General features: G+C 60.8%; 20 protein-coding genes and 1 pseudogene. 4 read left to right on the forward strand and 17 right to left on the reverse strand.

Going from position 1 to position 21619, the window contains the following annotated elements:
• The first annotated feature begins 645 nt into the window (after positions 1-645).
• Positions 646-1170 (forward strand): hypothetical protein, encoded by a 525-nt coding sequence (locus PMI01S_RS30915; protein WP_090473873.1) that lies wholly within the window; start codon positions 646-648, stop codon positions 1168-1170.
• Positions 1171-1598: 428 nt separating this feature from the next.
• Here the strand turns inward: PMI01S_RS30915 and PMI01S_RS05505 are convergent, their stop codons facing one another.
• From PMI01S_RS05505 to PMI01S_RS05525, 5 genes are all read right to left on the reverse strand, one after another.
• The gene (locus tag PMI01S_RS05505; protein WP_235864391.1) at positions 1599-1865 is read right to left on the reverse strand and encodes a hypothetical protein; all 267 of its coding nucleotides are present in this window, start codon (positions 1863-1865) and stop codon (positions 1599-1601) included.
• A 20-nt stretch (positions 1866-1885) separates the two neighbouring features.
• A complete protein-coding gene (locus PMI01S_RS05510; protein WP_084318348.1) occupies positions 1886-2488 on the reverse strand; it encodes a hypothetical protein in 603 nt (200 codons plus the stop codon).
• Positions 2485-3051 (reverse strand): RNA polymerase sigma factor, encoded by a 567-nt coding sequence (locus tag PMI01S_RS05515; RefSeq protein ID WP_084318349.1) that lies wholly within the window; start codon positions 3049-3051, stop codon positions 2485-2487. The genes PMI01S_RS05510 and PMI01S_RS05515 overlap by 4 nt, the downstream gene beginning before the upstream one ends.
• Position 3052: 1 nt before the next feature.
• Entirely contained in the window at positions 3053-4750 is a 1698-nt protein-coding gene (locus PMI01S_RS05520; RefSeq protein ID WP_084318350.1) for a vWA domain-containing protein, read from the reverse strand.
• Positions 4751-4837: 87 nt separating this feature from the next.
• Positions 4838-5398, reverse strand: coding sequence for a YbhB/YbcL family Raf kinase inhibitor-like protein (locus PMI01S_RS05525; RefSeq protein ID WP_084318351.1), 561 nt, complete (start codon positions 5396-5398; stop codon positions 4838-4840).
• Between the two features lie 139 nt (positions 5399-5537).
• Between PMI01S_RS05525 and PMI01S_RS05530 the strand changes: the two genes are divergently transcribed.
• Positions 5538-7076 carry an FAD-dependent oxidoreductase gene (locus PMI01S_RS05530; RefSeq protein ID WP_084318352.1) on the forward strand — a complete coding sequence of 513 codons (1539 nt, stop codon included), beginning with the start codon at positions 5538-5540 and terminating at the stop codon, positions 7074-7076.
• A gap of 72 nt (positions 7077-7148) precedes the next feature.
• Here the strand turns inward: PMI01S_RS05530 and PMI01S_RS05535 are convergent, their stop codons facing one another.
• The 9 genes from PMI01S_RS05535 to PMI01S_RS05575 form a co-directional block, all read right to left on the reverse strand.
• Positions 7149-8654 carry a YdgA family protein gene (locus PMI01S_RS05535; RefSeq protein WP_084318353.1) on the reverse strand — a complete coding sequence of 502 codons (1506 nt, stop codon included), beginning with the start codon at positions 8652-8654 and terminating at the stop codon, positions 7149-7151.
• Positions 8655-8962: 308 nt separating this feature from the next.
• Positions 8963-9598, reverse strand: a complete 636-nt coding sequence (locus PMI01S_RS05540; protein WP_084318354.1) for an NADH:ubiquinone oxidoreductase subunit N — start codon at positions 9596-9598, stop codon at positions 8963-8965.
• 82 nt (positions 9599-9680) lie between these two features.
• Positions 9681-11129: an efflux transporter outer membrane subunit gene (locus PMI01S_RS05545; protein ID WP_084318355.1), complete on the reverse strand. Its 1449-nt coding sequence runs from the start codon at positions 11127-11129 to the stop codon at positions 9681-9683.
• Positions 11126-12013, reverse strand: a complete 888-nt coding sequence (locus PMI01S_RS05550; protein ID WP_084318356.1) for an efflux RND transporter periplasmic adaptor subunit — start codon at positions 12011-12013, stop codon at positions 11126-11128. The genes PMI01S_RS05545 and PMI01S_RS05550 overlap by 4 nt, the downstream gene beginning before the upstream one ends.
• The gene (locus PMI01S_RS05555; protein ID WP_008034684.1) at positions 12010-12219 is read right to left on the reverse strand and encodes a DUF1656 domain-containing protein; all 210 of its coding nucleotides are present in this window, start codon (positions 12217-12219) and stop codon (positions 12010-12012) included. Before PMI01S_RS05555 ends, PMI01S_RS05550 begins: the two co-directional genes overlap by 4 nt.
• On the reverse strand, positions 12216-14288 hold the full coding sequence (locus PMI01S_RS05560; protein ID WP_084318357.1) for an FUSC family protein: 2073 nt from the start codon (positions 14286-14288) through the stop codon (positions 12216-12218). The genes PMI01S_RS05555 and PMI01S_RS05560 overlap by 4 nt, the downstream gene beginning before the upstream one ends.
• Positions 14285-14713 carry a MarR family winged helix-turn-helix transcriptional regulator gene (locus tag PMI01S_RS05565; protein WP_084318358.1) on the reverse strand — a complete coding sequence of 143 codons (429 nt, stop codon included), beginning with the start codon at positions 14711-14713 and terminating at the stop codon, positions 14285-14287. The genes PMI01S_RS05560 and PMI01S_RS05565 overlap by 4 nt, the downstream gene beginning before the upstream one ends.
• Before the next feature lie 168 nt (positions 14714-14881).
• A complete protein-coding gene (locus PMI01S_RS05570) occupies positions 14882-15127 on the reverse strand; it encodes a DUF2789 domain-containing protein (protein ID WP_084318359.1) in 246 nt (81 codons plus the stop codon).
• Between the two features lie 137 nt (positions 15128-15264).
• The gene (locus PMI01S_RS05575) at positions 15265-15726 is read right to left on the reverse strand and encodes an aminoacyl-tRNA deacylase (protein WP_084318360.1); all 462 of its coding nucleotides are present in this window, start codon (positions 15724-15726) and stop codon (positions 15265-15267) included.
• A gap of 275 nt (positions 15727-16001) precedes the next feature.
• Here PMI01S_RS05575 and PMI01S_RS05580 point away from each other — a divergent pair, with 275 nt between their 5' ends.
• Together PMI01S_RS05580 and PMI01S_RS05585 are read left to right on the forward strand one after the other, a co-directional pair.
• Positions 16002-16532, forward strand: a complete 531-nt coding sequence (locus PMI01S_RS05580) for an NfeD family protein (protein WP_084318368.1) — start codon at positions 16002-16004, stop codon at positions 16530-16532.
• Between the two features lie 2 nt (positions 16533-16534).
• Positions 16535-17293, forward strand: a complete 759-nt coding sequence (locus PMI01S_RS05585; protein ID WP_084318361.1) for a slipin family protein — start codon at positions 16535-16537, stop codon at positions 17291-17293.
• A gap of 31 nt (positions 17294-17324) precedes the next feature.
• Here the strand turns inward: PMI01S_RS05585 and cysC are convergent.
• The 3 genes and pseudogenes from cysC to PMI01S_RS05600 form a co-directional block, all read right to left on the reverse strand.
• Positions 17325-17924 (reverse strand): annotated as a pseudogene (gene cysC / locus PMI01S_RS05590) (adenylyl-sulfate kinase); the annotation flags it as partial.
• Complete coding sequence (locus tag PMI01S_RS05595) at positions 17908-19422, reverse strand: TolC family protein (protein WP_084318362.1); 1515 nt, start codon at positions 19420-19422, stop codon at positions 17908-17910. The pseudogene cysC and the gene PMI01S_RS05595, both read right to left, overlap by 17 nt.
• 41 nt (positions 19423-19463) lie before the next feature.
• A partial coding sequence (locus tag PMI01S_RS05600; RefSeq protein WP_255326099.1) for an Ig-like domain-containing protein occupies positions 19464-21619 on the reverse strand: 2156 nt, incomplete at its 5' end.

The following is a 21619-nucleotide window of genomic DNA, read 5'->3' on the forward strand; positions in this document are numbered from 1 at the left end:
TAGGACGGTGGCGTCTGCCAATAACGAACAGGGGAGATGTATCGACCGCGGCACTGACATTGCCTGGGACCCTAGGGATATTCGGTGGGTACGGGGTCGGAAACCCGCGTGATCGTGTTAGCGGAAAAGTGCACAGCTTAGTGAACAGGTGAACCTGGTGAACTGCTGTTCACCTGTGCATTTGCCCTATCGCTTGGTAGCTCGCCGGGGACCCTGGGCATTTCGATTGGGTACGGGGCAAAGAACCCGCGCGTTCGCGTTAGCGGCTGGATTTTTTAAGTTGGTTGACAGGTTGACGGCGTTGACTCGGTTGACCAACGCCAAGCGTGCGTTATCAGCAACACAAAGGGGCATCATTACCGACACGGTAACGATGCCCCTTTTTCTTCAAGATCCTTTCAATTTCAACGTTTGAAATTTCAGTAAGCTGCGTAGCCTGTCGCTAACACGATGCCGCGGGTTTCCGACCCCGTGTAGCAACAGTTCTCCCAGGGTCCCCAGCAGCTTTCGGTAACCCGGGAGGGAAAGTTTAGAGGCATCTCCTTTCAGTTATGCGCAAACCCATTGTCCATTTGGATTCTGATGGGCACCGGCATGGGCGCCACCACAGACCCAGGTGCCATTAGGGTTCTGATGAGCACCAGCATGGGCACCGCCACAAACCCAGGTTCCATCGGGATTCTGGTGGGCGCCGGCATGGGCACCGCCACAGACCCAGGTGCCATTCGGATTCTGATGAGCTCCGGCATGGGCGCCGCCACAAACCCAGGTGCCGTCTGGATTCTTATGGGCACCGGCATGGACACCGCCACAAACCCAGGTTCCATCGGGATTCTGATGGGCACCGGCATGGGCGTCACCACAGACCCAGGTGCCATTCGGATTCTGATGTGCTCCGGCATGTGCGCCACCACAGACCCAGGTGCCATCGGGATTCTGATGAGCTCCAGCATGGGCACCGCCACAGACCCAGGTGCCATTCGGATTCTGATGGGCACCGGCATGGGCACCACCACAGACCCAGGTGCCATTAGGATTTTGATGGGCACCGGCATGGGCACCACCGCAAACCCAGCTTCCATCTGGATTCTGATGGGCTCCAGCATGCGCTCGACCACACACCCAACGGCCATCAGGGCTCTGATGCGCTCCGGCATGACCGGTGGCTGACTTGTTATCCATAGACATTTTCAATATTCCATTTGCAGGTGGAGGATCACTGATAGCTGCTTTCCATTCGACGCATGCGCACCGCGCCGTACTTGAGGCTAAGCCACCACCCCACAGAACACCACACCTCCAGCTCTTTGCTTGAGCCGGCATGCTACGGAATGTTTAAAAATCCAATCTCAGCATCCGGCGGCGTGTATGCCCACGTGTATGCCTATCCCAAACACAACTAGCCAGGCCCTTACAAACCGTGGCCCGCAGCGGTCGGTTCAAACGACGCCTGGGCACCATATGTAGAAACGAGAAAGCCTCAGGCCGTAAGGTCTGGGGCTTTTTTGTGGTCGGCGGGCTTCGACCGTGTAGCTCTTCATGCACGGCACGCATCAGCAACGTGCTCGGAAGTGGTAAAAACCGCCGAAGCGGTTTTTTCATTCAGTCGTCCAATCAAACTCGTCGTAATCATCGTCCTCGTCGTCCTCAAACTCTTCTTCATCAAGGACGTCTTCTTCCAGAGTTTCTTCTGCCTGCTTCGCCAGTAGAAACTCCTTACGACTCTCAGTCACTGCTCGCCGCAGTTCCTCGCCCTTTTCCGGGCAGTTGAGCATTTGGGCGATGCGGTCGATTTTTTTTGCCACGGCATCCTCCAACGCATCGGCTATAGGCCGATAGTGCGCGCTTTCGGGGGTGGATGCCAAATTGCGGAGCACCGTTGCCCTCAGTTTTTCTTCAACGCCTGGAGCCGCGCCGCAAGGTTTTCCTTGGGAAAGCGTTTGTGCAATGTCGCCAACAAGGCATCCGCCTCGCTTGTTTGACCGGCGCTCTGCAGGCGAACCACTTCAAGCAATTGCTCCTCCAGCGTTTTCACCGGGGCGGCTGCGCGTTTGCTGATTTTTGCTTCATCGGCCATTTCGGCATTGATCGATTCGCTCTGCGCAGGTGCCGCAAAATCTGCCATCGGTGCGGCCGGGACTGGGGCTGCCAGGGAGCGCGTAACTGAAGACGGCACTTGTGCGGCCTCTTTTTTGGCCGCCGGTGCGGATGCTTTGGGCGCGAAGTCGTAACTCGCGGGCTGTTCTGGAGTTCGCTGCACCAGCGCCAGCATAAATGCGACGCCGACAAGGCTGGCAAAAGCCACTTGCCAACGAGGCTTCTGGCAAGCCTGAACCCAGCGCTGCCACACGTTCGGTTTCGGCGCAGGCGCTTCACGCTGTGCGGTGGCGAGAATGAACGCATCAAGATGGGCCGGTGGTTCGCCGGTCGAATGCTCGCGGAAATGCTGAAGCACTTCGTCTTCCGGAGTTTTTCGGGCGTCAGTCATGTCAGTACCTCCTCGGCCAGCAGCCGACGCAGTTTTTGCTGGGCATAGCGCAAGCGGCTTTTGACGGTTTCCAGCGGTGTTTCGGTGAGGGTGGCGATCTGCGGCAGGTCGAGATCTCCGTGGGCGCGCAGCAGGAACACTTCGCGCTGGTCGGTGGGCAAGGTTTGCAGGGCGGCCTCGAGACGTTGAGTATCGCGGCTCAGGCTCAGCAGCTGTTCAGGATCGGCGGTGTCATCGGCCAGGGCGTGGGTCTGTTCGTCATAGCTATCGTGCAAGGGGCTGCGAATTCCATGTTTGCGCCAGTGATCAATCAGGCGATTGCGGGCGATTTGGTAGAGCCAGGTACGAAAATTCGCCCGGCCTTGTGGCTGACTGGTGCTGCGGATCAGGCTCAGCCAGGTTTCCTGGTAAACCTCTTCGGCCAGCTCGGGCTTGCCGCTGAGGCCGATGAGGAACCGATAAAGACCTTGCCGGTGACGGGCGTACAGAATCTCGAACGCCGGCCCGTCGCCTGAGCGATAGCGGGCCAGCAGTGATTCGTCGCTCGATTCGGGAGCAGACATGTCAGTTGTAGCCTCCTTTGCTCGGCTCACGGGCGGATGCTGTGGTGGTTCGCAGGCTCTGCGCCAGTTCCACCAGCTGAACGAACTCTGCGCGCAGACCGAATCGATCTTCGCCTCGCGCACCACGAGCCAAGGCTTCGGTGTCCTTCAGGCTGAAATCACCGGTGTAACGGCCGTCCTTGAGCTGCTGGGAAAACGCCGCCACGGCCGCCGCAAAACGCAGGTCGTCACTGGCCTTGCCTTCTGCCCCTCCTGCAATTGGATGCTCGATCAAGCGACTTTTCCCACCTTCGGGCGGTTGATAACGCACACGCAGCATTGCAAATTCTCCGTTAATCCCGGAAACAACCGAATCGGACCTGCCATACCGCAACGGCTCCAACCAACCCTTCTCCCCCTTCGGAACAATTTCGTACAGCGCCGTGACCGTATGCCCTGCGCCGATTTCACCGGCATCAACCTTGTCGTTGCTGAAATCTTCACGCTTCAACGCGCGATTCTCATACCCCAACAAACGGTACTCGCTGACCTGCGCCGGGTTGAACTCCACTTGCAGCTTCACGTTTTTCGCCACCACGGCGAGGGTCGAGCCGAGCTGATCCACCAGCACCTTGCGCGCCTCGCGCAGGTTGTCGATGTAGGCGTAGTTGCCGTCGCCAGCGTCGGCCAGTTGTTCCATCAGGTGTTCATTGTAGTTATCCACACCAAAACCCAGGGTGGTCAGGGAAACGCCGGTCTTGCGTTTATCCACAGCCATTTGCTTGAGGCTGTCGAAGTCGCTGATGCCGACGTTGAAGTCGCCGTCGGTGGCCAGCAGGATGCGGTTGATGCCTTTGGGGATAAAGGCTTGCTGCGCCATTTGATAGGCCAGCTCGATGCCCGACGCCCCGGCGGTGGAGCCGCCTGCAGTCAATTGATCAATGGCTGTGCGAATTTTCGCTTTTTCCCGTCCGGAAGTTGGCTCGAGCACCACACGCGAATCGCCGGCGTAGACCACCAGCGACACCCGATCCTGCTCGCGCAATTGATCGACCAGCAATTTCAGGGTGCTTTTGACCAACGGTAACCCCTCGCGCCGGTCCATCGAGCCAGACACGTCCACCAGAAACACCAGGTTCGCCGGGGCTAATTCAGCCACTGCGCGGTCCGACGCCTTGATGCCGATGCGCAGCAAGCGCGTATGCGGGTTCCACGGTGATGGCGCCAATTCCGTGGTCACGCCAAACGGCGAACCATCGGTGGGCAGGGCGTAATCGTAGGGGAAGTAATTGACCATCTCCTCCAGTCGCACGGCACCCTCGGGCGGCAGGCGACCTTGATTGAGCAAGCGGCGAACGTTGGCGTAGGCGCCCGTGTCGACATCGGCGCTGAAGGTGGAGACTGGCGCTTCGGCCACGCTGTGAATCGGGTTATCTGCCAGCGCCTGATACTGCTCACGCTGTTCATCCTGATAGCCGGGAGGTGAAGATTCAGGCGCAAAACCCGCGATGGGCGCCGGGCTTACACTGCGTTTGGCCATGGTCGCATCGACCATGACCGCCTCGCTGCGCACCAACGTACCTTGCGCGGGAGGCGAAACCACAATCGGAACGGCAGCGGCATCAGGTTTGGACGAAACACCGCAACCGGCAACGGCCAGCAGCAACCCGGCGGCGAAACCCTGGGCGGCCGGGCGGAAAACATGCAGAGGGAGGGACATGGGGGCTGACCTCAGGAGGAAATTGATCCATTCATCCTCTGAGACGGGCAGCCCGGTCGATTCGGGTTAAACCGAAGTAAAAAAACTTCAGCGGTGATAACGCCGCACCACGCTGCTGTTTTTCAGCACATGACCTTTGATTTTTTCCAGCAGCTGCGCGCGGGTCAGGCCAGCGGGCAAGGCGTCCGGAGCAAGGTCGAGCGCGTAGAGCTGGATGATGTAGTGGTGAGAGCTGTCGCCGACCGGCGGGCAAGGCCCGATGTAGCCGATGGTGCCTTTGCTGTTGCTGCCACCCACGCCTTCGAGGGCGGATTTGGCGCCGACACCGGGCGGAATCTGGCGGGTTGCGGGCTTGATGCCGTAGTGAATCCAGTGATCGACACCCAGGCCTTTCTGACCATCCGGATCGTGCATGACGATCGCGTAGCTCAACGTGCCCGGCGGGGGCGCGGTCCAGCTCAGGGCCGGGGACTGGTTCTTGCCGCCGCAACCGGCCGCATCGCTGGCCGCCGCCGAGGTGAACAGGCGGTTGTCCGAAACGCCGGGGATGCTGACGGTGAAACGTTCCTGGGCCTGCGCCGGAAACTGCACGCAAAGGGCGACGGCAACGGCCGCCAGCCAAGGGTTCAGTGAGGTCAATCGGGTCATACCGGAGCACCTTGTGCGGGTGGGGCCGTGGTCGGCGTGCAAACTATAGCCAAACCGTTCGTGCGGTGGCAGTGGGAATTGGCTGAACCTCGGGATAAGCGCCAAACTCTTAAGTGAAACGCCTGCCTGGAGAACGATCATGGCACTGCACCGCGTTGCCCGTTTTGCCGATGTTCCCGATGACCGAGGCCTGGAAGTCCGGATTGGGGACACCAGAGTCGTCTTGCTGCGGGTCGGCGATCAACTGCGCGCCTATCAGGGTGAATGCCCACACGCCGGGGCGCCGCTGGCCGAAGGGGCGCTGTGTCACGGGCGCCTGATTTGCCCGTGGCACAAGGCGGCGTACCGGATCGAGGACGGCGCGTTGTGTGAACCGCCGTCGCTGGACAGCCTCAAGCGTTACCCCCTGGAGCTGCGCGACGACGAAGTCTGGCTCGACGATCAGCCGCTGGACGATGCTCACACCCCGCCGGCCGATGACGAACGTACGTTTGTGATCATCGGCGCCGGCGCCGCTGGTACGGCGGGTGCGGCGGCGCTGCGCGAAAAGGGTTTTGGCGGCCGCGTGCTGTTGATCGACCGCGAACCTGACGCAGGCTACGACCGCACCGTGTTGAGCAAATTCGTGATTGCCGGGGAGATGCCGCCAGGGGAAGTCCCACCGCTGCGTGATGACAACTTTTATCGCGAGCAGCGCATCGATCGCATAAACGGTGAAGTGACGAGCCTGGATGCCAAGGCCCGGACCGTGCAGCTCAAGGATGGCCAGACATTGACCTATGACGCCGCGCTGATCGCCACGGGCGGCACACCCAGATCTCTCGATTTACCTGGCGCCGACCTGCCGCAAGTGTTCTTGCTGCGCTCGAAAGACCAGGCACAAAAAATCCTGGCCGCGGCCCAGCCAGGCCAACGGGCAGTGATTATCGGTGACAGCTTTATCGCGCTGGAATCCGCATCGGCGCTACGCAAATACGGCCTGGACGTCACCGTGCTGGCCCGCCACGAGGTGCCCTTCGCCAAACAGTTTGGCGAAACGGTCGGCAAAGCGATTCTTGCCCGCCATGTAGCCCACGGCGTGGTGTTTCACACCGACAGCGAAGCCGCGCAGATTGAGGGCACAGACAGGGTCGAAGCGGTGAAACTGAAGAACGGTCAGCGTTTGCCGGCGGACTTGGTATTGGTCGGCATTGGCGTCAGCCCGGCAACCGGCCCGTTTGAAGATTTACCCATGGAAAAAGATCATTCCCTGAAGGTCGACGGCGGTATGCGCGTGACCGAAGGACTGTGGGCGGCCGGTGATATCGCGACCTTCCCGCTCAACGGCCAGCCGCAACGGATCGAGCATTGGCGCCTGGCACAACAGCACGCACGGATTGCGGCAGCGAATATGCTGGGCGGCGACGAGCATTACCTGGATGTGCCGTACTTCTGGACCTGGCACTTCGGTAAAAACTACGACTATCTCGGTCACGCCGAAACGTGGGACGAGGTCGAGTTCAAGGGCGATCCGTACCATCCACCCTTTATCGGCCTGTTCGGCAAGAACGGCGTGGTGACCGCCGCCGTCGCCTGCGATGAAGAGCGGGCGATGGCGATGCTGGCCGAGCGAATGAAACAGCCGCTGCCTGTCGACGAGGCATGGCGGCTGATTCGCGATTGCTCTGAACATGGGTAGAAGCTGCCGCAGGTTGCGATCTTTTGCCTTTGGAGATCAAAAGATCGCAGCCTTCGGCAGCGCCTACAGGGCTTACTGGGCGACTTCGACACCACCGAGCTTGCTCATGACGAAGCCGACAAACTCTTCGACGGTCATTTTCTGGCCGTTGAATTCCACCTGTTTGTTGGCGTAGTGCAGTTTGGTGACGATGTTATTGCCGTCCAGTTTGGCGAACTGCGTGCCGACCGCCATGGCACCGAACATGTCAGCGGTGGCCGTGGCCTGATCGGCGATGACCTTGGCGTCGGTCTGACCGTCGATTTGCCCTTGGACGCTGAGCAAATCAACCAGCATCGGTTTGGACACCTGGACATTGAGGTCCAGCAGGGCGATCAGCTGTTGGGTCAGTTGATCTGGCGGCAGGTCCATGGATTGTGGCTTGGTCAGGTCGAGCACCAGGTTGGCGCGGCTTTCACCGTTGGCGGTGGTGAACGAAAGGTTCTCCAGAGCGACCTGCGGACCGGCTGCCAGCAGTTTCTCCAGACCGGTTTTCACCTGGGCTTCTTCGGCTGGGGTCAAGACCAGCTCGGGTGCCGGCTCGCCAGCGGCAGCCGCTTCGGCGGCGGCTTTTTCGTAGGGTTGCAGTTTGGTCTGATAGACCTGCATCAACGACATTGTCGCCGGGATGTCGAGGTTCTTCAGGCTCATGGCCATCTGCGCAGAACCGACCGTCTTGCCGTTCAGGGACACTTCGCCGATCTTGTAATCGGCACGCCCGGAAGCGCTGGTGCCCGACTCCTCGGTCTGGTTCTTCATTTCGAATTTCTTGATGCCCAACACCGACTGTTGCGCGCCGAACGTGGTTTTGCTGTCGGTCAGCTCGACGGTGTTCTCGCCGGTGTAGTAGCCGTAGGTACTTTTGACGAGATTGCTGGCCAGGGTCAGGCCGCTCAACTCGACTTTTACCGGTGTCTGGTCTTCAGCCACGGTGGTCAGTGTGAAGCTGTCCATGTAGCCGTTGGCTTTGACTTTCTGTGCCTGGGCGTTGGCCGAGACATCGAGGTTCAGGCCGGAAAATTTCAGGTGGGACTTGTCATCCAGCGCGACATCCAGCGGCAGCAATGCGAGGGTGCCGTTGGTGGCATTGTCGTAGCCGATGTTGACCACGCCAGTGAGCGGCGATTTGTCCTTGGCGGCGGCGAACCACTTCTCGGTGACCGGCGTCTTTTCCAGCTCGTAGTGACTGGTGGCCAGGACCGGCAGCCACTTCAGCGACACCAGACGCGAGAACGGCAGCGGGCCGTGTTCGATGTGATCGACGAAGAGCAATTCGACCGGTGCCTCGCCGAACATCTCGCCTTGGCCTTTGAGGCGGTAGTGCGCGGTGCTGCTGAACACGTGGCGCTCAAGCGACACCAGCTCCAGCGACGCGGTGCCATTGGAACCGACCAGCGCGGCTTGCAGTTCCTTGTTGGCGTCGGCGATCGAGGTGTTAAGCACCCCTTCGAGTTTGGTGCCGGTGAACCAGGCACCGCCGGCGCTGATTGCACCGATGGCCACGACAATTCCAAGAAGCACGCCTGCTGATTTATTCATGAATGACCCGTTCAATGTCCGTTGTCTGAGGTGTGGTCGTCTTCCCTGAACCCTTGATGGGCTACGGTCACGACTGCGTTTTAAAGTGCGATGGAGATTAGCATCAGGCGCACCGGGGGGCCCAATGTTTAAAGGTTAAAGAGTGTCTATGGACCGTATGCATTGGTCGAGAGTTTCGGCGGACATGAAATCGCCATCGCCAGCAAGCCGGCTCCTACAGGGTTAGCGTCGTGCGCGATATTCGTGAACGACACAAGCTCTGTAGGAGCCGGCTTGCTGGCGATGGCGTCAGCCCAGGCAACATCAATTCAGGAATACTGAACCTCAATCTCATCCAGCTGATGATCAAAACTTTTCAGCCGCGCGGTCCACGTATAAACCAGCACCTCAAAATCCCGATTGATCACCGCGCCGCCCGTCACGTCCGCGCGCGGGTCGCAGAAGTCCAACTGATAGCGTTCGCGGGCCATCGCGGAGGCGACATCGGAGAGTTCACGGGCATTGTTCAACCAATGCCAGCCGTCGTCGGACACTTGCTTGTCCAGCGCCAGGCATTGCTTCTTCAAGGTCTCGAGGCTTTTTTCCAGCGGTGTGCCGGTGAGTTCGCCCATGACTTCCTGGAACGTGCGCCCCGGTTGCCAGTAACTGCCCCAGAAATACCGGTCGAACACCGTTTCGACCCGGCGCAAAGCGACCTTGGTGTCCCAGATCAGTACCAGCGTCTTGCCTTGTTCCATTTGTCTTTTTTTGATGCGCTGGCCCTGGAGCGAAGCCCAGGCCACCACCACGATGGCCATTACGGCGATCAGCGCGGCGGCGCTGTCGAGGAACACCAGCGCCTTGTCGATCTGGTGGGCCAGCATGATGCCGTAGAAATAGGTGGCCGACAGCAACACCAATGCCGCAATAGCGCACCAGAAGCCGGGAGCATAAGGGTTTTTCATTATTAGAGTCCCCATGACCAACGCGAGCCTTGATTAATGAGTTCGACGCGCGACCTCATCAAGTCAAAGCATAGCAACGGCCTCAGGGTTTGCTGGTGTTCGTCGCTTGCGTTCGTCCGCTTTCCCAGCCACCGCCCAGCGCCAGGAACAAATCGATCTGACTCATGGCGACTTGCGTGTTGGCGGAAGCCAGTTGCGCCCGCACATCGGTGTAGGTGCGAGTCGCTTGCAGGTCTGCCAGGAACGATTCACGACCGGCCTGGAAGAAGCGGTGCGTCTGGTCGGCCGCCAGTTTTGCTGATTGTTCGGCATCCGCCAGGGCATCGCGACGTTGCAGCAACGCGGAGTACTGCGCCAGACCGGTCTGTGTCTCACGAATAGCGTTGAGCACCACGCCATCGAAGTGCGCCAGCGCGCCTTGGGTCGCCGCTTCGGCCTCGCGGATTCGCGCCCGGGAGCCATTGGACGGCACGGTCCAGGTCAGCAACGGGCCGAAGCCCCAGCGGTTAGTCGCCGGTTTGCCGAGATTCTCCAGAATACCGACTGTGTCGACGGTCGCGCCGATGCTGATGTCCGGGTACAACTCGCCGGTGGCGATGCCGATACCCGCGGTCGCGGCGGCCAGTCGGCGTTCGGCCTGACGCACATCGGGGCGGCGCTTGAGCAACGTGGCGCCGTCACCGACCGGCAACAATTGCGCAATTTTCGGCAACTCGGCGCAGTCGCTGGTGCCGGCCGGCAATTGGTCGACCGGTTTGGCCAGCAACATCGACAAACGGAACAAGCCCGCCTGACGCGCCGCTTCATAACGCGGCATGTCGGCGCGCAGGGATTTGAATTGGGTTTGCGAGCGGGTGACCTGGGTTTCATCGCCACGCCCCGCATCGCGCAAACGCTGGATCAGCGTGGTGCCCTGGGCTTGCAGGTCGAGGGAATGCTGGGCGATTTCCCGTTCTTCGTTGGCCGCGCACACTTGGGTGTACGCCCGGACGACATCGGCCACCAAGGTGATTCGCGCCGTATCCGCCGCCGCTTGCGTCGCATCGGCATTGGCCTTGGCCGCCTCGATCCCGCGCTGCAAGGTGCCGAACAGGTCGAATTGATACGAGGTGGTGATGCCGATGTCACCGACGTTGGCCACGGGCACTTTTTCCGGAAGCAAGAAGGCTTCGCCGGATTCCTGCAAACGCTGGGCGCCGAGTTTCACGCCGCCACTCCAGCCGCCTGCGGCCTGGGCTTCATCGACCTGAGCGCGGGCACGGGAAAGGTTCGCGGCAGCCACGCGCAAGTCGGTATTGGAGGCCATGGCCTGCTGCACCAACTGGTCCAGACGCGGGTCGTGATACAGGCGCCACCAGTCGCTGGGCACCGGCGCCGAGACAACATTTTTGCCGTTTGCCGCCAGGTCGCCCTGAAAATCCTCACGGTGTACGGCGGCTTCGTCCGGCAGGTGATAATCCGGCCCGACCACCTGACACGCCGACAGCAGCAGACCTAACCCGGCAACCGCCAAACCCGAGGCCCTGCTCATTTTGCCGGCTCCTGCTGCTGGTCATCGATGATCGACACCGTCGCGGTGCGCCCGGCAATCATGCGGAAATCCGCCGGCACGTCATCGAAGGCAATCCGCACCGGAATCCGCTGGGCCAGCCGCACCCAACTGAACGCCGGGTTGACGTTGGGCAACAGGTTGCTGCCACTGCTGCGGTCGCGGTCCTCGATGCCGGCGACGATGCTTTCCACGTGGCCGCGCAGGCGAGCGCGGTCGCCGATCACCCGAATGTCGACGCTCTGGCCAACATGAATGCCGTCGAGCTTGGTTTCCTCGAAATAGCCGTCGATGTGAAACGAATGGCTGTCCACCACCGACAACACCGGACGCCCGGCGGTGACGAATTCCTGCGCACGCGGTGCACGGTCGTTGACGTAGCCATCGACCGGGCTGCGGATGGTCGAGCGATCGAGGTTGAGCTGAGCGCTGTCCACCGCCACCTGCGCTTCCATCAACGCCACTTCGGCGCGGGCCACCCGCGATTGGCTCTCTTCCAGTTGCTCGCCCGGCACCAGGTTGCCGAGGCCGCGGTTACGCTTGGCTTCGCGTTGCGCCTGCGCCAGGGTTTCCTGACGGTCGGCGACCGCCGCTTTGGCCTGGCGCAGCGCGAGTTTGAAACGGTCCTGATCGATGCTGAACAGCACCTGGCCGCGTTTCACCAGCTGGTTGTCGTGCACCTCGACCTGCTGGATCAAGCCGGACACGTCCGGGGCGATCTGCACGATGTCGGCGCGGATATGCCCGTCGCGGGTCCACGGGGCGAACATGTAATACATCACCATGCGCCAGACCACGACGACGGCGAAGGTCACGATCAACAGGGTCAGGACCACACGGCCGAGGGTCAGCAAAGGTTTTTTCATGTCATCAGGTATCGACTGAGTGAGTCCACGGCGCCGAGCAGCAAAGCGTAGAGAGCCACGTTGAACAATGCCCGGTGCCAGACCAGACGGTAAAAGTGCAGGCGCGTCAGCAACCCGTGCACCAGCAGGTAAATCACATAGGTAATGCCCATCAGCACCAGCAGCGTGGGCAGGAACACCCCGCTGATATCCAGATCACCGATCATAAAGGCGCTCCATCGATGCCATGGGGAAGCGGTTCTTCGAGCTCGCCGGCGCCGACGAATTCAACGCCGGGAAGTAATGCCAGACGCAAACCGCTCAAGGCGTGCAGCAGGTGCAGGCGGGCACCGTCATCGCATTCGCGGTTGAGGGCGCGGCGCGTGCGGTCCATGGTCATCAACAACGCACTGGGCGCCGGCAACCGTTCGCCAGCCTTGAGGCAGGCTTTGAAATACTCGCCGACTTCGGCCACCACCTGATGCAGCAACACCTGCGGTACGCCGAGCACACGCGGTGTGTAGGCGAGCAGGTCGAGCAGGTTCAGCGCCACGCGCACTTCTCGCAGCGCGATGCCGGTGTCCTGGCCGGTCATCGCCAGACGCGGCAAATGCTGCATCAATCGGTCGAGGACCTGCACGCCCAACTGCCGGTGTTCGGCCAGCGAAGCCGGTTCGGTGAGGCTGACGATGTCGCGCCAGCTGAAACGGGTCAGGCGCTTGGCCGCCAGTTCCGCGCCGAAGGGCCGGGCGATCAGGGTCCAGACAAAGGCGAACAACAAACCGACCGGGCCGGCCAGGTTGGAGTTGGCGAAGCTGAGGAAATCCGCGTCGTAAGCGCCCTGGATACTGATGAAGGATGAAGTGTTGACCAGCGTCAGCAGCATGCCCAGGTAAAATTGCGGCTTGACCGTCAGGGTGCCGATGCAGATGAACGGCACGGCGAACGCCAGTACCAGCATCGGGAAATCGTGCAGGTTGGGCAGAACCAGAAACAGATAAAGACTGGCGAACAACACCGACATTGCCGTCCAGAAAAAGAACCGGTAGATCTGCGGTGCCGGGTCGTCCATCGAGGCGAAAAAGCTGCACGCCACCGCCGCCAGAATCACCGCACTGCCACCGTCGGTCCAGCCGAGCAAAATCCACAGCACCGAGGCGACGATGATCGCGGTGACCGTGGACGCCGCTGAGTAAAGCATCAGCCCGTGGTCGAGAAACGGCGACAGGCGACCGAGGCGCCAGTGCCGATACACCGCGCGCCAACTGTCCTGGCTTTCGCACTGAATGGCGTATTGCAGGCTGCGGCAGTCTTGCCACAGATCGATCCATTCGCCGAGACGGTACAGGGCGTTGGAAAACAACAGTTGCTTGCGATCATCCAGCGCTTGGGCATCGGGTTGCAGCGCTACGAGTTGATCTTTCAGCGTTTGCCAGCGGTCGAGGTCGGCGTCTTTGTAGTCCAGCCATTCAGTGGTCGCCACCAACAACGGTGCGAACTTGTCCACAAGCTCCGGCGTGCGACGTTCGAGGGCATAAAGCGCATCGTCGAGGGCGTCGATCACCGGCAACAAATGAATCATTCGCCCGCGCAGTTCCTTGGTGTTGCGCACGGTTTGCGGGCGCGCGCCCTCGTGGGGCAACTGGCCGATCATCAATTCCAGGGTGTTGAAGGTTGCGACCATTGATGCACGCAGCGCGCTGACTTCGTCTGGCTGCACGTTGCGGTTGAGAAAACGCAGGCTGTAGGTCGAGGCATCGGCGAACCATTTGTTCACCGAATCGTTGAACACCGGCGCCAGCCGCCGGGGCCAGAACATCGCGCCGACCACTGCCGCGACGGCGATGCCGAGGAAGATCTCTTCAGTCCGCGCCTCGGCCACGTCCCACACTGCCAACGGGTTATCCACCACCGGCAAGGCGATCAGCGGCAAGGTGTATCCGGCAAGCATCAAGGCGTAACTGTTGGCGGTGCGCAGGTGCAGCGACAGGAACAGCAGAATCCCGGTCCACAACGCGATGACCACCACCAGCACATAGGGATTCTGAACAAACATCGGCACGAAAAAAACCGCCGCCGCCGCGCCGAGAAACGTACCGACTGCGCGGTACAACGCCTTGGAACTGGTCGGCCCGACGAAGGGGCTGGAAACGATATAGACCGTGGCCATCGCCCAATACGGACGCGGCATTTGCATGAGCATGGCGATGTACAACGCGATCATTGACGCCGCGAACGTCCGCACACCGTAGAACCAGTCTCGCGCCGGAGGAACGCCGGTAAAAAATCCGCTCAAGGGTTCACCACCGACGGTGCGTTGGCCGCCTCGAACGCTTTCAATACCCGCAACGCCGCTTCCAGATCACTCGGGGCGATACCTTCCAGCACTTCATTGCGCAAGCGCACCAGCTCGACTTCAACCGCCTGGACCAGCTCACGGCCAGTGTCAGTCAGGCTCAGGCACTTGGCGCGGCGGTCCTGCGCATCTTCGGTTCGACGAACGTAGCCGGCATGACACAGCTGATCGAGCAGACGCACCAGAGACGGACTCTCCATCCCGGCCGCCTGCGCCACCGTCACCTGCCGCACCCCCTCGCCCAGCCGACCGATCATCAACAGCGGGACGGCGCAGGCTTCGGAGATTCCATAGTTGACCAGCGTGGTCTGGCAGATCTTCCGCCAATGCCGGGCGGCCACCACCATGGAGCTGCTGATGTTCATCTGGAGAACGTCGAGGTTTTTTGACACGGAAGAAAAGACACACTGTTAGTTTGCTAACTATCAATATTGCATTTGAGAGGAAAGTTGGTCAAGTTTTGAAACAATTCTCCTTCTAACAGACCTCCGTTTGAAATCTTCCAAAAAACCTGTGACGAGGTTTTGCGCTCTTTACACCCCGCGCCCCTTCCTCAGCAGCACATCCAACTGATCCACCACCTCCGCCCAATCCGCGTCTTCCAGAATGTCGTCGCGCAAAAATTGCGCCTGGCTCGGGCTCCAGAAAAAGGCGTCGGCCAAGTGCAGTTCCGGTTTGAGCGGTGAGTGGGTGGCGATGAATTTATCGATGCTTTCGGCGTCATCTGGCAGGCCGAGTTGTTTGAACAGAGCGGGGAGGCTGTGGGTTGGGGATTCCATGTCGGCTTCCTTTTAGTGGCAAATGATGAGTGACTGCAGCGCAGTCAATCGCGGGCAAGCCTTGCTCCTACAGGATCACGCATTCCTATGCAGGAGCAAGGCTTCCCGCGAAAGCGGTGTACCTGACGACAGGTTACTCAATTACTCAACTCCCGCACCTCCGCATGCGGCACCAGTTTCAAGTACTCCGGCACGGTCATGTGCAGCAGATTGTTGTGGTTGCCGGCCTCCAGGTAGATGTCGTTCTGTCGGGTCAGCAAGGGGTCGATGACCATGTCCAGCCCATAGGCCTCGCCCAGGGCCGGCACCGCGCCACGTTCGCAATCATCGAACAGATGCGCCAGGGTGCTTTCCCGGGTGACTTGCCATTCGCCACTGCTGCGCACTTTGCTCAGATCCAGGTGACGACTCGCCGGCAGCACGGCCATCAGGTAATGACCATGGTTGTCGTCGAGGATCACCGACTTGGCCATCCGTTCGGCAGGAATGCCCGCAACCCGCGCGGTTTCAAGGCTGCTGGCCGAGTGTGGGTGGCTAACGATGTCAAATTCGCAGTGCGCCTTGTCCAGGCTGCTCTGCACGGTTTTTGCCATACGCATGATGCACCTCGGTGTCCGCAAACAGTGTGTGACGGACGATGGGTTAACACGTTTCTCTGTACTGAAAGTCTAGGCCTGCCGACGCATTCCGGCGGGAAATCTGCCCACTGGAACACGGTCGACAACTGAGCAAAATTCGCACAACTGATGGCTCGACTAGACTGTATTAAGCGATGGGCGTTAACGGTAATGCGGACAACATGAATGAACACGGTGCTCTCAGGCTCATCGTCGAACGCCGCCCGGAAGAAGCTCGCTCCTACAGGGAGGGTCACGTGAACACTCGTTGCTGTGCAGTGGCGTTGCTGTTGGCCTTGAGCGGATCGGCGTTCGCGGCAGACACCATCGTGCTGATTCCCAACCCCATCGGGATCTGGCTGATCACGTTCGGCATTGCGTTTCTGATCGCTGAGGCGGCCTTGCCCAATTACGGCGTGATCGGGTTGGGTGGGATTGTGATGTTCGTCATCGGTGCGGTGATCTTGAGCAATACCGAGTTGCCGGTCCCATTGATGATCGGCCTGGGCCTGATCAGTGCATTGTTGCTGATATTCCTGGTGATCCACGCCCTGAAAACCCGACCGCGTGAAACTGTCAGTGGCGATGCCGGGCTCGTGGGCAGCGTGGCTCCAGTAATGTCGCTGCAGCCCGGCAATGCCTGCAACGGCTGGGTGCACCTGCAAGGAGAACAGTGGCAAGTCCTCAGCGCCACGCCACTGAAAACCGGTCAACGGGTTCGGGTGGTGGCGCGCAAGGGATTACTGCTGCAAGTGGCCGCGGCTGACGCGGCGCCGGGTGGAGAATAACCATGGGTCTGCAACTGGGTTTTGCCGCGCTGCTGCTGTTGGTCATTGCGCTGGCGGGGTCGACTTTTCGCATCCTGCGTGAGTACGAGCGCGGGGTGGTGTTCCAGCTCGGCCGTTTCTGGCAAGTCAAAGGCCCCGGCCTGATCCTGCTGATTCCCGTGGTGCAGCAAATGGTTCGCGTCGATTTGCGCACCGTGGTGCTCGACGTGCCGCCGCAAGACGTGATCACCCGTGACAACGTCTCGGTCAAGGTCAACGCGGTGCTGTACTTCCGCGTCCTCGACCCGCAGAAGGCAATTATCCAGGTCGAAGATTTCCTCATGGCTACCAGTCAACTGGCCCAGACCACCTTGCGCGCAGTGCTCGGTAAACACGAACTCGATGAGCTACTGGCCGAGCGCGAACGGCTGAACATCGATATCCAGCAAGTGCTGGATGCCCAGACCGACGCCTGGGGCATCAAGGTCGCCAACGTCGAGATCAAACACGTGGACCTCAACGAATCGATGGTCCGCGCCATCGCCAAACAGGCTGAAGCCGAGCGGGAACGCCGAGCCAAAGTCATCCACGCCGAAGGTGAATTACAGGCCTCGGAAAAGCTCATGCAAGCCGCCGAAATGCTCGGCCGCCAGCCGGGCGCCATGCAGCTGCGCTACATGCAGACCCTGAGTTCGATTGCCGGGGACAAGAGTTCGACCATCGTCTTCCCGTTGCCGATCGAATTGCTCAAGGGCATGGCAGATCTGTCGCAGAAATCTTGAAGCTTTGATGACCTGTGGCGAGGGGGCTTGGCTTGGGTAAGACTGCGCACTCGCCGAGCCAGGTCAGCAAACGGTCGAGACAGGCCTCGACCGACTGCACGCCGGTGTCGAGTATCAGCGCAGCGGCTGGCGGCGGTTCATAAGGCGCACAAACCCCGGTAAATCCTGGCAGATCACCGCGACGGGCGCGGGCGTAATGACCTTTGGGATCGCGCTGCTCACACACCGACAGGGAAGCGTTGCACCAGACCTCGCGGTAATCCTCGCCCAAACGCTTGGCGAACAGTTCACGCAACTCCAGCAACGGCGCGATCATCGCCAGAATCACCACCTGCCCGTTCTCCACCAGCAACGCCGCCAGCTCGCTGGCCCGGCGGATGTTTTCCTGGCGATCGCTGTCAGTAAAACCCAGGTCACGATTCAGCCCGATCCGCAGCCCATCACCGTCGAGCACGACACTCTGCACGCCGCGCTCGAACAATTGTGCGTGCAGTGCCTGGGCCAGGGTCGACTTGCCCGCCGCCGGCAAACCGGTCAACAGAATCGCCGTACCACGATGGCCGTTACGGGCTTCTCGCTGTGCGCGGCTGATGCTCGCCGTTGGCGCATGAAGGTTATTGAGTCTGGACATTAGCCACCGGCACCGTGATGTTGCCCGCCGCCCACGCCGCTTCGCGATTGGCCAATGCGGTGGCGATGGACTGGACTTCGGTGGACTGCACCTGATCCGGCAGCGGATCGAGCCCGGCACTGGCAAAGATCTGCCCGTAGGCATTGCGCAGGTCGGCGTACGACAGGTCGCGACGCAAATCGGCCTGCAAGGTGTTCAACTCGCCCTGAATCAAGTCCAGCTCGCCCAGCCCCGCCGCCTGATAGCGATTGCGCAACTGGCCGACAATCTGCCCGTCAATGTCCGACAGTTGCTGATTGGTCTTGAACTGCCGCAGCGCCTCGCGGTAGTTGGCGTTGGCCACATAGAGCTGCGCCAGCACCGCAATCGACATCGCCTGACGCCGCGCCGTGGCCACCTCTTCACCGGCCTTCGCGACGTTGATCGCTGCCGGTGCCGAGATCACGTTGAACAGGTTCCAGGTGACCTTCACGCCGTAGTCGGCCCAGCCCTGCTCCACCAGGAACGAGTTGCTGTCGTAATGCCCGCCGGCGGAAAATTCCAGCCCCGGCAGCAGGCGCAACATGGCTTTGCGGGTTTCGGCGGCGCTGATGCGAGCCTGGTAATCCTGCTCGCGCAGTTCCGGGCGGCTGGTCAGGGCTTCCTGCTCCAGGTGGGCGAGATCGACTTTCAGTTCGGGGATGACGTAGTCGTCCTGGGTAGCCAGCGTCAACTCGGTGCCCAGCGGCAGGTTGATCAGGGTCGCCAGTTCGGTTTTTGCCAGCGACAGCGCGCGGCGTTGTTCTTCCAACTGGCGTGTGGCTTCGATCAGCGAGCGTTGATAACCCAATGCCTGGATCGGATCGCCGATGCGCTGCTCGCTCATGCTCTGGCTGTTGCCGCGAGCGGTCTCGACCCGCGCCATGAGGCTGTCGATCTGTTTGAGCAAACGTTCGGCGGCCATGGCCCGCCAATACGCCGAGCGCACGTCCTGAACAATGGTGTTGATGACTTTGCGCCGACGCTCCTGAACGATCAGTCGCTGGTCGCCCTGTTGCTTGGCGCTGATGTAGCTGACGCCAAAATCCAGCACGTTCCAGACCATGGTCAGGTCGGCGACTTCACGGTCGCGGTCCTGTGAGGTCGATGGTTCCAGCGACTGGGTGCCGGTCCGCACGCTCTGGCTGCTGGAGGCGCTGACGTTGTTGCGGCCGACGTAGCCGGCGTCCAGCGCCATGCGCGGCAACATGTCGAAACTGGCCAGGTCGAGCTGACGCTTGGCCAGGGCCTCTTCCATGATCTTGAGCCGGCCTTCAAGGTTGTATTTCACCGCGCGGGCCATGGCCTGATGCAGGGTCAGCGGACCGCTGAGGGGTTCCTGGCCCTTGTACATGCCTTGCAGGTCGCTCTTGGCGCGCTGCTCGCTGACGCTGCGTTCGATCGGTTCACTTTTGACTGCACATCCACTTATAGCCAGCGCGAGCAAGCTCGCGACGAACAACTTCTGACTTCTCTTCATCCTTGACTGCCCCTGGGTGTCGCACCGTTTTAATTGTCATGTCAGGCCTGCATTTCGCTGATGCCGGCCTGTTTCAAAGCAGCGGCCAGGTCGTTGACCTGCCGTTGCTCGGTGTCTTTGAGCTGCTGTAATTGTTGAACGAGACTGGGCGCGCCAAACACGCCGCGCAGGCCTTGGGAAACATCACTGGCCTTGATCGAATGACTGCCGAATGAGTTCAGCGAATCACGCTCGTTGCCGACGTCCTGATTGAACAGACTCGACAACGTGCTGGTGCTGAATACCCCGCCATCACCGCCGCCGAAACCGAGGAAGCCGTGGCCTGCACCATCACCGCCGCTGTCACTGCTACTGAACACTTGCGCGATAAAGCTCTGCCCCAGCGCGCCGTTGTTCATGAAAATGTCGCCCAGCGGCCGAATGCCGTTGCCGATGACCCGGTCTTCGAACAACGGCGCAAAGGTCAGCGGTGAACCGAGATCTCCGGTGGGAGGAATGAAGACGATCGGTTGCAGCGGCACGTTGGGTTGATCGGTCACGGTCACCGGGTCGCTGCTGAGGAATTGCGGGTCCGGAGTCACCGACACGATGCCTATCGCGTAATTGTTGGAGACCGACACGCTGTCACCCGCGTTACCGGCCAGGTCGGTGACGTTGCTGGTGTCGAGGGCGATGAAGTTGCTCGGGTCGCTGACATTGGCAGTGGGCGTGAAGGTGGCGGTCCAGGTCTTGCCGCCGTCGCTGCTGCTCAGGCCGGTCAAATCCCCGTTGGTCACGCTCAAATCCGACAGGTCGAAATTGCTCACCGCTTCGCTGAAGGTGAACGTGACCACGGTGCTCTGTCCGGCGCTCAAGTTCGGGTTGGCGACCACAATGCTCACCGTAGGCCGGGTCGCGTCCAGTGCGTAGTTGTTGGAAATGGCGATGCTCGCGCCGACGTTGCCGGCGGCGTCCTGCACGGTACCGGTGTCGAGCACAATCAGGTTGGTCGTGTCGTTCATGCCGGCGGTCGGTGTCAGGTTCGCGGTCCAGGTGACGCCGCCATCGCTGCTGTTCAGGTTCGACAGCACACCGTTGGCCACGCTGATGTCCGACAGGTCGAAGCCGCTCACTGCTTCGCTGAAGGTGATCGTCACCGTGGTGGTGTCACCGATGCCCAGGCGATTGTCGGCAACCACGATGGTGGCGCTCGGCAGCGCGGTGTCGATGGCGAAGTTGTTGGAGTTGGTGGTGCCGGTGCCGGCGTTGCCCGAGGCATTTTGCACACCGCTGTTGTCCAGTGTGATCAGGTTACTGGTGTCGGTGATGCTCGCCGTCGGAGTGAACGTCGCCGTCCAGGTGATGCCGCCATCGCTCGACGACACGCTGCTCAGCGCGCCATTCGCAATCGTCAGGTCGGCGTTGGAGAAGCCGCTCACCGCTTCGCTGAAGGTGATCGTGACCAGTGACGTTTCACCCGCTTTCAGCGCCGTGTCGGCGACCACGATGGTGGCTGTCGGCAGCACGGTGTCGATCGTAAAGTTCGCCGAGTTGGTGGTTCCACTGCCCGTGTTTCCGGCAATGTCGGCCACCCCGGTGTTGTTCAAGTTGATGAGGTTGCTGGTGTCCTTGATGCCGGACGTCGGTGTGAAGGTGGCGGTCCAGGTGATGCCGCCATCGCTGCTGCTCACCGCACTCAACGTGCCGTTGGGGACACTCAGGTCACTGTTGTCGAAACCGGTCACCGCCTCGCTGAAGGTGATGGTCACCAGCGAGGTTTCGCCCGCGATGAGGGTGCTGTCGGCGACCACGATCGTAGCGGTTGGGCGTTGGCTGTCGATCGCGTAATTGTTGGAATCGGTGGTGCCGCTGCCGGTGTTGCCGGCCCCATCGACCACACCGGTGTTGTCCAGGGTAATCACGTTGGTCGAGTCAGTGATGCTCGCCGTCGGCGTCAGGGTTGCGGTGTAGGTGATGTTATCGCTGGTGCTGAGATTGCTCAGCGTGCCATTGCTCACCGTCAGGTCGGCGATGGTGAATCCTGTCACCGCCTCGCTGAAAGTGATGGTCACCACCGATGTCTGGCCCACCGCGAGCGCCGAATCCGCGACCACGATGGTTGCCGTTGGCCGCACGGTGTCGATGGCGTAGTTGTTGGAGTTGGTGGTGCCGCTGCCGGCGTTGCCCGAGGCGTTTTGTACTCCGCTGTTGTCCAGGG

The organism is Pseudomonas migulae NBRC 103157 (assembly GCF_002091715.1).
GTDB classification, from domain to species: domain Bacteria; phylum Pseudomonadota; class Gammaproteobacteria; order Pseudomonadales; family Pseudomonadaceae; genus Aquipseudomonas; species Aquipseudomonas migulae_A.